Genomic DNA, 14,100 nt, shown 5'->3' on the forward strand with positions numbered 1-14,100 from the left:
AAAATCTTAGCGCTCGCGTTGGGTTTGGAAGTATAAAAGCCAGATAGGTGTAGGTACTTGGTTTTATCTTCAGCTTCCGTTAAACTTGCTACCTCAATACGTTAACTGATGAACCCAACTCCTTCTAGCCAAGAGAAAAAGCGCACCTTTTTATTTCTGGTGCTAAGCGGCATTTTTATTTCCAATGCTTTATTAGCCGAACTTGTAGGTGTCAAGATATTTTCGGGAGAGGCTGTGTTTGGCTTGCCTGGGGCTCAAATTCCTTTGGGTGGTTCTAAGCTAGACTTCAATTTAACGGCAGGAGTTATTATTTGGCCAGTCGTTTTTATCACAACAGATATCATAAATGAGTATTTCGGCAAAGAGGGAGTTAAAAAGATTAGCGTTTTAACCGTCCTACTAATCCTTTATGCTTTTCTTGTTATTACCGTTACAACAGGCTTGCCTCCCGCACAATTTTGGATAGATGTAAATAGTACTGATCAACAGGGAAATTCTTTTAATATCGATTATGCTTTCAACGCAGTTTATCGTCAGGGACTGGGTATTATCATAGGTTCAGTTATCGCATTTCTGGTTGCCCAATTTTTAGATGCCACTGTTTTCCACTGGCTCCGCAAGTATACAGGAAGCAAGAAAATATGGCTTCGAGCTACTGGCTCTACGCTTGTATCACAATTGGTAGACAGTTTCGTAGTCTTGTTTGTAGCATTTTTTCTGTTCGGTAACTGGACAATGGAGCAGGTACTGTCGGTATCGTTGATGAACTACATGTATAAGTTTGCTGTCGCTATCCTGCTCACTCCCCTGCTATATGTAGCTCATTATTTAATTGATGCTTATTTAGGGGAGAAAAATGCGGAGCAGTTAGTGCAGGAAGCTGCCACTGAAAGCAAAGCTGAGTAAATCCTAATAGCTGATACCTGCTTCAAAAACTGAGTTTGCCATATTCTAAAGTGTGTACCCCAAGGTCATTATTTAAATACATTTCGTACCTTTGCAGCCCTACAAAAAGCTATGGCTGCACATTTAGCACACATACAGATTTTCATTACAGGTTACGAACTCCACGACCTGTAGCGCCTCCATCCGCTCTATCGGATGAGCGATGCTTACAGATTTTTCAATTCTCTTTTCTTTCAAATTCTCATAACAGAACAATCATGTTCAGAGGTATAGTATTGGTTTTTCTCGGAGCTTGTAGCTTTGGGGTATTATCTACGTTTGTGAAGCTGGCCTACAAAGAAGGTTTTTCTTTAGGTGAAGTTACGGGTTCGCAGGTGTTTTTTGGCTTTGTTATACTTTGGCTAATTGTGTTGCTACGCCACTTGATGAGCAAAAAGCGTTACGCTTCAACTTTAAAAGAAAAGCTACAGCTAGCGGCCATGGGCACCAGTACTGGCTTAGTCAGTATCTTCTACTACAAATGCGTACAGCTCATACCCGCTTCTATCTCCATACTGCTGCTCATGCAGTTCACCTGGATGAGCCTTTTGTTAGAGTCTGTCATGAAACGTCGATTGCCGAAACTATCGCAGGTGGGTACGGTGGCGCTGGTGCTGTTAGGTACCTGTTTGGCTGGCAGGCTATTTTCAGGTGAGGTTTCCAATTTCAATGTAACAGGTATTGTTTTCGGGTTGCTGGCAGCTTTCTCCTATACTATTTTCTTAACCATCAACGGATCTGCAGGTAACCATATGCACCCAACAACAAAAAGTGCCCTTATATTGACAGGTGCCTGTGTGCTTATTTTAGCTGTTTTCCCACCAGCCTTTCTGGTTAATGGAGCACTTACAAGTGGCCTGTTAAAATGGGGTTTGGTACTAGCTCTTTTCGGGACCGTAATTCCTCCGCTCTTTTATGCGTATGGCACTCCGAAAGCTGGTTTAGGAATAAGTGCTATACTTAGTGCAGCCGAACTTCCGGTGGCTGTGCTTATGTCGAGTATTGTGCTTCAGGAAGAAGTACTTGCAATACAATGGCTTGGAGTGGCTGTTATACTGGTTGCTATTATTTTGTCTAATGTTGGTGCTCTCAGAAAAAGAAACTCCAACAAAACAGTAGTTCCTGAAGCTACGCAATAGAAACAAAATTTTACGTTCATTTCCTGCAACACTTTCAATCTCAGTTTATACTGCCACTGATCGGCTGATATCGGCAGCCATTTTAAAACAGGTGTTTCCATAGAGAGGCTTTTTAGCTAAATTGCGACCTCAACAAAGCATACCTTACCTATGGCACGTTTTCTTACTGGCATCCAAAGTACGGGTCGACCGCATTTAGGCAACCTTTTAGGTGCTATTATTCCTGCAATAGAACTCTCCCGAACTTCTGAGCAAGAGTCTCTATTTTTTATAGCTGATATGCACTCGCTCACCACCATACGAGATGCGGAAGTGCTACGCCATAACACCTATTCTGTAGCGGCTGCCTGGCTTGCCTTTGGCTTCGACACAGATAAGCATGTTTTCTACCGTCAGTCTGATGTGCCAATGGTAACGGAACTTAACTGGTACTTAAACTGCTTTGCTCCTTTTCCGATGCTGGCCAATGCACATTCCTTTAAAGATAAATCTTCCAGAAGAGGTCTTGCTGACGTGAATGCTGGTCTGTTTACTTACCCCGTGCTAATGGCTGCTGACATTTTAATGTATGATGCCAACATAGTGCCTGTAGGCAAAGACCAAGTACAGCACCTGGAAATTACCCGCGACATTGCAAGCTCCTTTAACCACCAATACGGTGAAACCTTTGTGCTACCAGAAGCCAAAATAGACGAGGCAGTCATGACGGTTCCTGGTGTAAATGGCGAGAAAATGAGCAAGTCGTACGGCAACATCATTGATATTTTTGATGCTGATAAGCCCCTGCGAAAATCTATAATGGGTATCGTTACGGACAGCACTGCTTTAGAGGAACCCAAAGACCCTGACAGCGACACCACCTTTAAGCTTTACAGCTTGTTAGCTTCACCTGAGGAAATAGCTACTATGCGCCAAAATTATATAGCAGGTGGCTACGGTTATGGCCATGCAAAACAGGCGCTGTATGAATTGATTATTAAGAAGTATGCAAAGGAGCGTGAGTTGTTCAACTACTACATGAACAACTTAGCTGAGGTAGACAGAAAGCTGCATGAAGGAGCCGAAAAAGCAAAAGCGATTGCCTTGCCTGTTCTACAACGCGTGCGACAGAAGCTAGGGTACTAGGTACTTTATTTTTACTCTTTGGGTCCTTTCCAGGTGAACAGAGTTTAGATTACCCCAAGTCTTTTCTAAAGTTAAAATGAAGAAAGTCTAAACCGTTGAAAATAAAAGTGCAGCACATAAGCTGTAAATTTTACTAGCTTTTATTTATTTTACTCAGAACAACCAAAACCTATAAATAAAAAGGGGCGGCACCTGTTTCAGGTGCCGCCCCTTTTTATTTATAGGTTTTGCTACTTGGCAACAGTAATTTCCGTCTTACGCTGTCCGCTCCCCTTCTCCTCTGCCACCACATTCTCAAGTGTAACTTCAAAGCCTTTGCCAGAGAAATAGTTGTCGATATACCATTTCACAAATACGGCTCTTTTGCGGCTCACACGCTGCTTGGCCTCAGCCGTACCGAAAGCATCTGAGTAACCCTTCACACTGATTTTGGCACCTTTAGGCTGACTGGCCAGCAGCTTGTTCAGCTGCCTTAGGTCTGTCTCCTCCGTAAATACCCTGTTGAAGCCGTAGCTGAGCACTAGGTCTGCCGCCGCGGCCTTCACTGGCGTTGGCTCAACTGGGGCAGGTGCCTGCACCGCCACTGGTGCTGGGGTAGGATTTGGAGCTGGAGCCGCAACCACCGCAGGCACTGATTCCGCAACGCTGGCGTAGGCCGTGTAAGTGGCCTGGGCCGTAGCGGTCGGCTGAGAAACAGATAGCCAGGTCTCTTTCTCCCCGTCCCTCCTGTAGTAGGCGTTGAAAGCTTTATCCTGGTTCACATTGGATGTGAGCATAACAGGCTCTCCTGCCGCAGCTTTGGAGGCATCCAACGGCACACCATATACATAAGCCTCTGTATCCCGCTGCCTTGAGAAGAAAAGGGAGTCAGCCGTGGCGAACGGCGCGAACTCTGCCTCACGCGTATTCACCGCCTTGCCCATGTTCTTTGGCTTGCTCCACTTGCCGTTCTCCCACCTGCTCTGGTAGATGTCGTCGCGGCCTCGGGTCCTGCCCAGCTCAGCCGAGATGAACAGCCTACTTTTATCCTCTGAGAGGAACAGGCCCAGGTTGTAGGAGTTGTTGCGCATTTTCGGAAGCCTACGCTCCTCCACCTTCTCGAAGGCGCCGTTCTTCTGGGTGAAGACGGCGATCCGCTCGTCCTTCCTCGACACCTTCTGGTACACGTAAAGCTCGCTCCCCGACTCGTTCCTGCCGATCACCGCATTGATGACACCCGCGTTTAGGGCAGCGTCCTTGGTGGCCGTGCCCGAAGCGCCCCTGCGCTCGGTGTAGAGGTACTGCCCCTGCTCTTCTTTCTGTGTGTAGATCACCAGGTCCCCGCCGAACACGACCAGGTCGGTCACCTGCTCCTTCGTCTCCTTCACAGCGGTCTGGGCCTGCGCCAGTGCTGCCGTGGAGAGAAGGAAAGCCACTGTATAAACTATTCTTTTCATTTTATCTTAAGGTTACCACATGGTTACTTGTCTGCTGTACTTCGGGTGCTTGGCAGGGATCAGATTATAAGTGATCGAGATCTCATTGGTGCCCCTGCTGATGTAAGTGGCATCGCCTGACGGTACCTCGTACACATAGCCGATCTTCAGCTGGTCCAGCCTCACGCCCGCCGTTACGCTGTAGGCCAGGTCCTTACGGTAACCGCCGCCTGCCCAGAAGTTGTTCTGGTAAACAGCCTTCACCTGCCCCTCCATACTCTCTTTCACCGCCGCGTCGGAGCGGTACATGGCGTTGGCCACCAGTCCGAACTGGTCCGACAGCGCCGTGCGGTAACCCGCCTGCACCACGTGCTGGCGCTGGAACATACCCTCCACGAAATCGTCGCCACTAGCCACTATACCGTCCTGTGTAATGTCCTGTATGGCGTAGCCCAGGTAGTAGTTCTCCGAAGTCAGCATCAGCCCCAGATTCACGTCCAGCTTACCCATGCGGTTGCTCCTGCCCAGGAAGTCCTGGTACTCCGCATCGTTCTCCTGGTCCACTGTCAGCTTGTTGCCGTCCAGGCGCATGGCCGTGTAGGCAAGCGCGCCGCCCCAGCGAAGACTAAGACTCTTTGACAGTCTGATGCGCGAGCCATAGCTTAGCTGTACCTGGCTCTCGTTGAAAGGCCCGAACACGTCGTGCAGCACCGCGATGCCGAAAGCGTGCTTGGCCCCAGCATGCCTGTCGTACCTGTCCTGCCGCTCCGTCCTCAGTACATCGCTGCTGCGCCAGTCCGCCATGTCCGCCAGGTCAAGCTCGGCGGAGGCGAAAATGGTGTTGGGCGCCCCCTCGAAGCCTGTCCACTGGTTGCGGTAAAAAGATTTGGCCATAGAGCCCTCGTAACCCGTGAGGGCGGGGTTAAAGTACTGCTGGAACAGCGAGAAATTGGCCACATGTTTTCTGCTCTGGGCCTTTACGCCCAGAACAGAAACTGCTAAAACTGCTAATATGATTAACTTTTTCATTCTGATTATCTGTTAAGAATTGTCACAACACCCTTCTTCACCAGGTTGATGTCCTTCACCTGGATGAAGTAGAAGAAGGCTCCCTTCAACACCTTGCCGTCTCTTCCTACGCCGTTCCACCCGAACTCAGGGTCGGTGGTGTGGAACAGCCTTACGCCAGAGCGGTCAAACACCTCGATCTCCACGTTGTTGTAGAACCTCAGCTCAGGCACAGTCCATGTATCGTTCGTGCCGTCGCCGTTAGGCGAGAATGCGTTCACAATCTTGAGTTGGTCTACCGCTTTGTCGTAGTTGCCCTTGCTCAGGCTGAACACTTTCTCAATTGAGTTCTGGTAAGGATCTGTTGTTCTTACCCTGATCGAGAAGCTCGTCTTACCAGAAAGACCTCTATTAGACTTGAGGTACAATTTGTCACCGTCAATCTCAAACAGGCTGTTGTCTGCACTTCCCTCGCCCGTCACTAAAGCATAAGTGTGCTGGGTGTCGTCGGCATCCGTAGTGGTAAGCGTACCGATCGCCTCAGGCTGCCTCGTCAAATCGTCCAGCGCAGCAATGCTAGGGCTGAAGGTCGTTTTGCTAAGGGCAATAGCTGAAGGTACTTTGTTTGGCTCTACCTCTACTTGAATCTTGGCTTCCACATTGTTTAGGTTCGTAGTGCCAGGGCTTAGGGTAAGGTCACCAATCAATTCGTAGGTGCTAGCCTGCATTCCGTTGTAGTTACCCTGATGCCAGGTCACTGCAATAAGCTCCTTGTTATTATCAGAATATGTTACCTCTACCGTTGTTGGCAACGGCACCTGGGCAAATTCAGTTCTGATAGGAACTTTAACCACTGCCAGTGTGGTGAAGGCTGTGATGTTTCGGGTAAACTTGGCTACCGTTGCCGTGGCATCTGCACCTAGGTTACCAGCGGCATCGGTTTGTTGGAAGGCCACCGTCAGCTGCCCGTCTTCCAAACCAGTCAGGTCAAGGCCTGCCAAGTCGAACCCTTCTGCACTTGCCGTGCCAGATCCTGTTACGGCAGTACCGCCTGTAGCACTGGTGATAGTATAAGCATAGGATACACCCACTTCGGCACCTGTAACACGCAACGTGGCATTGTCCTGGTTATCGAAGTCAATCATGCTTTGCACGAAGGAAACCGCGTATCCTGCCGGCGCGACGCTATCAAAGCTGCGAATAAGTTGGGAGGATGCCTCGTTGCCATTCATGGCGGCATCCTCGGCCATGTCAGCTGCCACACTAACCATTACCGTACCCTGAGCAGTCGGGGTAATGAGAGCCGTGTAAACAGAAGGGCTGGTTTGGCTGAAAGCAGAAGCCTGACCGTTAGCCACCGTGATATCCTCCTGAATGAAGTTGTTCACGTTTTCAGAGAAGGTAAAAGTCACTGTGAACGGTGCATTCACTTCCTGAGCAGCTGGCGTAGTTAGTGCCACGGTTGGCTTAGTAGCATCATACACTCTGGTGAACACATTAGAGGCTGTATTGCCGTTCTGGGCCACATCATGCGCTACATTAGCTGGCACGCTTACCTTCACTTCGCCGTCAGCAATTGAAACTATGATTACTGTGAAAACTTTGTTATCTAATGAAAGTAAACCTGTAGCGGTACCATTCTCCACAGAGATACCTGCTTCCTCTAAGCCAATAACTGGTTCAGAGAAAGTGAGGGTAACGGAGTAGGAACCGTTCAGCGGGTCTGGAGCTTCTGAGCTTATAGCCACTGAAGGCACAACTGCATCTACCAAAATCTGACCTGTGTTGCCGATATTGGTCAGGGTCAAGGAAACATTGTTACCAGCAGCATCACGAATGGTGCCCCCATTCAGGGTGATGGCATTTGCTAAGGCTACTCCGTTGGCGTCGAGTTCACCAGCCTGTACGGTATAGCGGAAGAGCAAATCAGTAGTACCAGAGCCGCTCACATATTCCACGTCCCTATCTGTAGAACCGACCGTTAAAGTAAGGGCTGGAGTACCCGTTACCGCTACTTCTTCAGAGAAGGTCACGATGAAGTCCAGGTTCTGCCCCGCTTTGTATGAACCGTTAGCAGGAACAGCCACTTGAGCCACTATCGGTGCCACGCCGTCGATTAAGACGCCTGTCAGCGGTGCCACTCCGTTCAGTAACAGGGTAGCATTGTTGCCCGCTAAGTCTTGGATGCTGCCATTAGTAACCAAGGTAATAAAGTTACCCAACGCTACACCGTCCATGTCTAAGTCACCAGCTTGCACCGTATAGGCAAAGGTAAGTGCTGACGTAGCAGAACCACTTTCATAACGTATAGCTCCAGCCCTGTCACTCATTGAAAGTGTCAGATAGGACTCTCCTGTTACTATTACTTTTTCTGAGAAGTTCACCACAAAGCTCAGCTTGTCTCCGATTTTATACACCTTGTCCTGTGGAGCATTAACTGTTACTATAGTTGGCACCACTCCATCTACTAATACGGCAGCGCCTTCAGGTGTGAAAGCAAGATCAGCCTCATTCCCTACTGCATCTTTAATGGTAGTAGTATGTAGGGCGATTGTACCCAAAGCCACACCATCTGTATCCATGTCACCTGATTGCACAGTATACCTATAGGTAACACTATTAGCAGTTTTAGACTGGAATGCAGCCTCTCTGCTGTTTTCACCTACCAAAAGGGTCAGCTTTGAATCTTCTGAGCTTATAGTTACATTTTCGCTGAAGGTAAATTTAAAGTCCAGCTGTTCTCCCAGCTTGTATGTTCTTTCAGTTGGCAGAATTACCTGCGCTATAACAGGTTCTGTAACGTCATAAACAGTTTTGAAAGTCGTTGATGCTACGTTTCCGTTTCCTGCGGCATCATGAGTTACATCTGCTACTACTTCTACTGTTACTTCTCCGTCAGTGGATGGTGTAACTAGGGCTGTGTATTTAGAACTGCTTTCAGTCTTGAAATTAGAGGCCGTACCGTTCGTTACAGTTACATCCTCTACTTCAAAACCTACAACAGCTTCAGAGAAAGTAAAGCTTATCTCAAAAGCAGCTTTTACCAAACCAGATGCATCGGAGGCCAATGCTACGGTTGGTTTGGTTGCATCATAAAGTTTACTTATTTCGTTCGAGGCTAAGTTACCGTTTTGTGCAGCGTCATAAGCTTTGTTTTCAGTTAACCTTACCTTCACAAGGCCTTCTGCTACAGGCGTGATCAAAGCTGTAAAGACAGCATTGCTTAGCTTCTTAAAGTCTGATGCTACACCATTTTCAACAGAGATATCCTCTACTGTAAAACCAGTTACATTTTCTTTAAATGTAAAGGTTGTTTCAAATGCTGCATTAATCGAATTGGCTACAGAGCTTGCCACCACTACTGTTGGGTTAACAGCATCTATTAATATCCCAACGGTAGTTGGAATCACATCTAAACTCAGTCGGGCATTGTTTCCAACTGCATCTTTTAAGGTAACACCAGCTGGTAAGCTGATGGTGTTAGCTACGGTAATGCCGTTGTTGTCTATAAATCCGTTTGCTACAACTATTCTAAACTTCAAGATATTTGTTCCTGTTCCGCCAACGTAAGAGGCAAACTGTTTTGTATCGCCAATATTAAGTTCAAGCATCGGGGTGCCTGTTACAGCAACTGTTTCATTGAAAGTAATGAGGAAGTCCAGGTTCTGGCCAGCTTTGTAAATTCCATTGGCAGGCACTGCCACAGAGTTAACGACTGGGCCTGTAGCATCGTAAGTAATCTGGAAAAGGTTAGATGCCGTGTTAGGGTTTCCTGCCTTATCTGTCACTGCTCCTGCTTTCACCTCTAGGCTAACTTCACCGTCTGCTGTCGGGGTAACATTGGCAGTGTAAGTTATGTAATCTGCAGTTTGCAGGTTAGTAACAGTAGCATTCACCGCTGTAATATTTCCCAGTATGAAGGCTTCTATTTCTTCGCTAAAGGTAACGGTAACTGAGAAGCCTTGATTCACTGGGGAAGACTGGCTAGAGGTTATAGCTACTGTTGGTACCACTTCATCTAAATCATTCACTAAAATGGTGAATGCTTTCTCGTATGTACCCCCTTTACCGTCATCTGTTCTTACGCGAATGTTATAGCTGTTCTTTATCTCGTAATCTAGGAGGGTCTTCGTTTTCAGCTGGTTCCCCGCAATTTCAAATGCTGCGTTGTCCGCAGAACCCTCGCCTGTTACTAAAGTATAGGTATGGGTATCAGCTGCGTCAGGGTCGGTGGTGGAGAATGCGCCTACTACTGTTCCTACTGATACATTCTCGTTAATAGAAGTAGCAGATAGGGCTATAGCAGTGGGGGCGGCGTTATCTGGAGTGTACCAAACTGTAAAAGATTTAGACACACTATAAGAAGAAGGCGTATTGTCTAAGGACTGATAGTTGGACCAACCATTAACATGATAAACAGCAGCATTCCAGTTCGTATTATAGTAATAAATACGAAATTCAATGCTTCCAGTAACAGGATTTAATTTTGATAAATCTACTGATGTTAAGTAATAACTTCCAGTTACTGAATTTGCAGTAAACTCACCTAAAGATGATGCATAATTGTCTTTATTCCAGCGTAGTTGAGCTTTAACCGTATTACCCCCAACAAATGCCAACCCAGGTACTACAAACCTATCAAATTTAATTGCAGATTTTAAATCATCTAAAATAAAAGAAAGATACGGAGCTGTGTTAATATTTAAAGAAGTGGACGAGTTGTTTACCAACCACACTGTACGAGTATCAGGTGTCGTTGACAATCCTTTGAAATTATGATTAGCCGAACCAATGACAGGTGCTTTTGCATTTGCAGGACTCGGGAAACTTTTATTTGCAGGCGCATACGTATCCCACATTGCTGCAACTTCAGGTTTCTGCGCTTCTACCTTGAAAGCTATAGAAAAAGTCATCAATAGAAAGAAGAACACCTTGACGAATAAACTTCTTACTAGAACTGTACCTGCCTTCACCCCTAATAATTGTTTACCCCCAGCTATTGAATAAGAGTGACAGGATATTAAATAAAGTAAAAGAGCACTCACGTTGAGCCTAGTTCTAACAACAGAGAGAAAATTCTCCACGTTTGAATTCTTCAAGCCAACATGTATAACTATTCTCTTCAAGTGCGACTTGAAAAGGGCATGCCGTGTACTTTCCCTCTTTTGACAAGAGGTAGGTGTAAAGGTTTTCATAAAAGGTTGGTTGGTAAAAGTTTTGAAATACTGTAATAATTAAATTTCAAGCAAATGTATTCTTAAAATTCAATATTGCACTACATTTTAATAAAATATTTTTTTGCTAAATCAGTCTCACATAACTCATTAGCCTGCAACTCATTAAAAACAATGATTAAAGCCATAAAAAGACCTATTCTTATCAAGCAATGACATTTCTCATTATAAATAAGATTGAATTAAATTAATATTCTATTAAAGCAAGAAAACTCAACAAAAGGCTAAATTAGATCTAATTAATATTTATAAAGTACAATAATAAACTATGACTTAATAAAAAAGCCCCTGTAGCTGAATCAGTAGTTACAGGGGCAAAATAATTTTGTATATACTAAAGATTACTATTGGGCCACTTTTCCAGAGCCACTTACCTGTGAGCTAACATTCGGAGTGCCGACGTAGACCACCTGGCCGCTACCCCTGAGGCTAACTGTAAGCGAGTTACTAGCTGCTACCTCTGCCTTACCCGATCCTGAAAGGTTAACCGTAATATCTTCAGCTTGCAGATCGAGGCCGTTATACTTTCCCGAACCTGAAATCGTAAGGGTGCTCAGTAACGAACTACCTCCTAAGACAATCTCACCTGAACCACTTATCCTGCTGATCAGCTTTTCAGCTTCCACCCCCATACTTATTCTACCCGATCCGTTCACCTCCAGATGCAACTCATCGGTTTCGATAGTGTTAGTGGCTACAATGCTGCCAGAGCCATTCATAACAAGCGACTGAACTTCAGGTACTGTAATCAGCACTTCTACTGTCTTGCTTCTTCTGACACAGCTTCTGAAGTCGAGCCACCACTTCCCATCTTCCACATCTGTTGTCAGTTGGTTCAGAATGTTAGGCTCTCCTTTTACCTCCACTTTCTGCGGAGAACCCTAGGTGATCTTTATCTTGAAATCACCGTTGGCTTGCAAGGCATCAAAAGGGTCTAGTTGAAGAACGCGTGTTTCAACCTCTCCCTCCCCTTTTATACAATTAGGATCAGCACAGGAGCCAAGCAAGGTAATTAATAGAAGAAGCACCAGCGACCAACCAGCAGCTTTGAAGGTCTGTAATGTTAATTTCTTTTTCATAGTTTTAGATAATAGATAGTAATAGTATGTAGATACCTAAACCTTAACTATAGCTGCAGCAGCTTCTTTTATATTCTATTAAGAGGAAAAAACACCGCAGAAGCTTGATTGAAGAAAGGAGAGTAACTTCGAAACCCGATGCTGAAGACCAGCACTGCTACATTAAATAATAATGGCAGAAGTACTATTGCGTTAGTTCCAGCTTTCCACTTTCGGCATAACGTAATTTGCCTACGTCTACCAACTGGCGTATAAGCTCTGTTACTGCGTTGGCCTCTTTGGGAGCGAATTGCTGCACCAGCTCCTTGGGTAAAAAGGGCTTAGCCTGTAGCAGTTCCAGCAATTTACCCTGCAGCTGCTCTCCCTCCTGCCCTTGCCGCTCTTTTTTGCGTTGCGCCAAGCAAAAATCACAGATGCGGCAGCTTTTGTCGCTAATCTCCCCAAAATATTCTAGCAGCAGTTGCGTACGGCATCGGTTGGTGGCTTCTACATAGCGGCCCATCTCTTTAGCCTGAAGCGTAGCGCGCTCTCGCAACTGGCGCAGCCTCTTTGTATCCAGTTTCAGACTAGATGCATCTTGCCTTGGCGAAGTAAATATAATTTGCGGCGCATCCGTTTGAGGCTCGTAAAAAAGCACTTGTAGTTTGTGCAGATACTCCAGCTTTCGCCGCACTTCCTGCTCGGGCACCTGTAGCTGCTGTGCCAACTTACGTTCCGACACCTTCACAAAATTGGAGAAAGCTTCACCACCATAAAGCCGCAACACCATGCGGATAAGTAAATCATGTTCGGGGTTAGCCAACTGAAACTCGTAGAGCTTTAGATTATCCAGAACCAATAACAAACGCGAAGGCTGATGGTATCCTTCGTTTAGCTGTACATACCCTTCCTGCTCCAGCCTTTTTATAGCGTGGTGCACTTCCAGCGGCTTCAATTTGTAGTTCTTAGCGAAGTCGGCAATATCAAAATCAAAATTGCTCATGAGGCCGCTACCTACGGCCAATTGGTAGTAATTTGCCAGCGACTGGTATACTCTGCGGATGAGCTCGACTGGAGGGTGCGCCTCTGCCACTTTTTGCAGTAACTCAGTTGCATCGTTTGGCCCGAAAAGCATAACGGCGTAGGCATACTTTTCATCGCGCCCTGCACGACCTGCTTCCTGGTAGTAAGCCTCCAAACTTTCAGGCAAATCGAGGTGCACCACTAGCCTTACATCGGGCTTATCTATACCCATACCGAAGGCATTGGTAGCGACTATTACCCGTACCTTGTCCTGCACCCACGCTTGCTGCACTGTGCTTCTGTCCTGGAACTTCAAGCCTGCGTGGTAAGCAGCTGCCGAAATGCGCCTGCTTTGCAGAAACTTCGCCATCTCAACGGTTTGCCTACGGCTACGGACATACACGATGCTTTGCCCTGGCATGCGCTGTAGTATTTCCAGCAAGCGGTTTGTTTTATCTTCTGTTGCCAGGCAAGAGTAAGAAAGATTGTCGCGGGCAAAGCTCTTTTGACAAACATTTTCCTTCGGAAATTTAAGCTTTTCCTGAATGTCCTGCTTTACTTGCTCAGTCGCGGTAGCCGTAAGCGCGATAACAGGCACTTGTGGCAACTGCTCCCGCAACTCTGATAGCTGCAGGTATGGCGGCCTGAAATCGTATCCCCACTGCGAAATACAATGTGCCTCATCTATAGCCAGCAGCGTTACCTTCATGCGTTTCACCCGCTCCTGAAACAGCTCCGTTAGCAACCGCTCTGGCGACAGGTACAGAAACTTTACGTTGCCGTACACGCAGTTGTCCATGGCTATATCTATTTCACGGCGACTCATACCAGAATAAATAGCAATGGCTGCTATGCCTCGCTTTTTGAGCGCTTCCACCTGGTCCTTCATCAGCGCGATCAGCGGTGTGACGACAATACAAATTCCCTCCAAAGCTAAGGCTGGTACCTGAAAGCAAATAGATTTACCACCGCCTGTTGGCAACAGTGCTAAGGTATCCTGACCAGCCAGCACCGAGCGAATAATATCTTCCTGCAAAGGCCTGAACTGTTCATAACCCCAATAAGATTTCAGTATATGATGGATGTCCTGCAAAGCTGCTATGTTATCGGCTTCAAAATTAAACAATCTGCCGCCATTGCAACAATCTCTTCA

8 protein-coding genes and 1 pseudogene are annotated in these 14,100 nt (G+C 46.4%); 3 read left to right on the forward strand and 6 right to left on the reverse strand.

What is annotated here, in order from left to right:
* Positions 1-108 precede the first annotated feature (108 nt).
* The 3 genes from LN893_RS05675 (at position 109) to trpS (ending at position 3,209) form a co-directional block, all read left to right on the forward strand.
* Complete coding sequence (locus tag LN893_RS05675) at positions 109-906, forward strand: queuosine precursor transporter (protein WP_229968833.1); 798 nt, start codon at positions 109-111, stop codon at positions 904-906.
* 257 nt (positions 907-1,163) lie between these two features.
* Positions 1,164-2,084, forward strand: a complete 921-nt coding sequence (locus LN893_RS05680; protein ID WP_229968834.1) for an EamA family transporter — start codon at positions 1,164-1,166, stop codon at positions 2,082-2,084.
* Between the two features lie 150 nt (positions 2,085-2,234).
* A complete protein-coding gene (gene trpS, locus LN893_RS05685) occupies positions 2,235-3,209 on the forward strand; it encodes a tryptophan--tRNA ligase (RefSeq protein WP_229968835.1) in 975 nt (324 codons plus the stop codon).
* A gap of 230 nt (positions 3,210-3,439) precedes the next feature.
* Here the strand turns inward: trpS and LN893_RS05690 are convergent, their stop codons facing one another.
* The 6 genes and pseudogenes from LN893_RS05690 to LN893_RS05715 form a co-directional block, all read right to left on the reverse strand.
* Positions 3,440-4,522, reverse strand: a complete 1,083-nt coding sequence (locus LN893_RS05690) for an OmpA family protein (protein WP_229968836.1) — start codon at positions 4,520-4,522, stop codon at positions 3,440-3,442.
* A 135-nt stretch (positions 4,523-4,657) separates the two neighbouring features.
* A complete protein-coding gene (locus tag LN893_RS05695; RefSeq protein ID WP_229968837.1) occupies positions 4,658-5,653 on the reverse strand; it encodes a PorP/SprF family type IX secretion system membrane protein in 996 nt (331 codons plus the stop codon).
* Between the two features lie 5 nt (positions 5,654-5,658).
* Positions 5,659-10,545, reverse strand: coding sequence for an Ig-like domain-containing protein (locus LN893_RS05700; protein WP_229968838.1), 4,887 nt, complete (start codon positions 10,543-10,545; stop codon positions 5,659-5,661).
* Between the two features lie 665 nt (positions 10,546-11,210).
* Positions 11,211-11,735 (reverse strand): annotated as a pseudogene (locus tag LN893_RS05705) (head GIN domain-containing protein); the annotation flags it as partial.
* Positions 11,736-11,747: 12 nt separating this feature from the next.
* Complete coding sequence (locus LN893_RS05710; protein ID WP_229968840.1) at positions 11,748-11,945, reverse strand: hypothetical protein; 198 nt, start codon at positions 11,943-11,945, stop codon at positions 11,748-11,750.
* Between the two features lie 184 nt (positions 11,946-12,129).
* Entirely contained in the window at positions 12,130-14,073 is a 1,944-nt protein-coding gene (locus tag LN893_RS05715) for a RecQ family ATP-dependent DNA helicase (protein WP_369427656.1), read from the reverse strand.
* Positions 14,074-14,100: the final 27 nt, after the last annotated feature.

The sequence above is a fragment of the Pontibacter harenae genome (assembly GCF_020907245.1).
GTDB classification, from domain to species: Bacteria; Bacteroidota; Bacteroidia; order Cytophagales; family Hymenobacteraceae; genus Pontibacter; species Pontibacter harenae.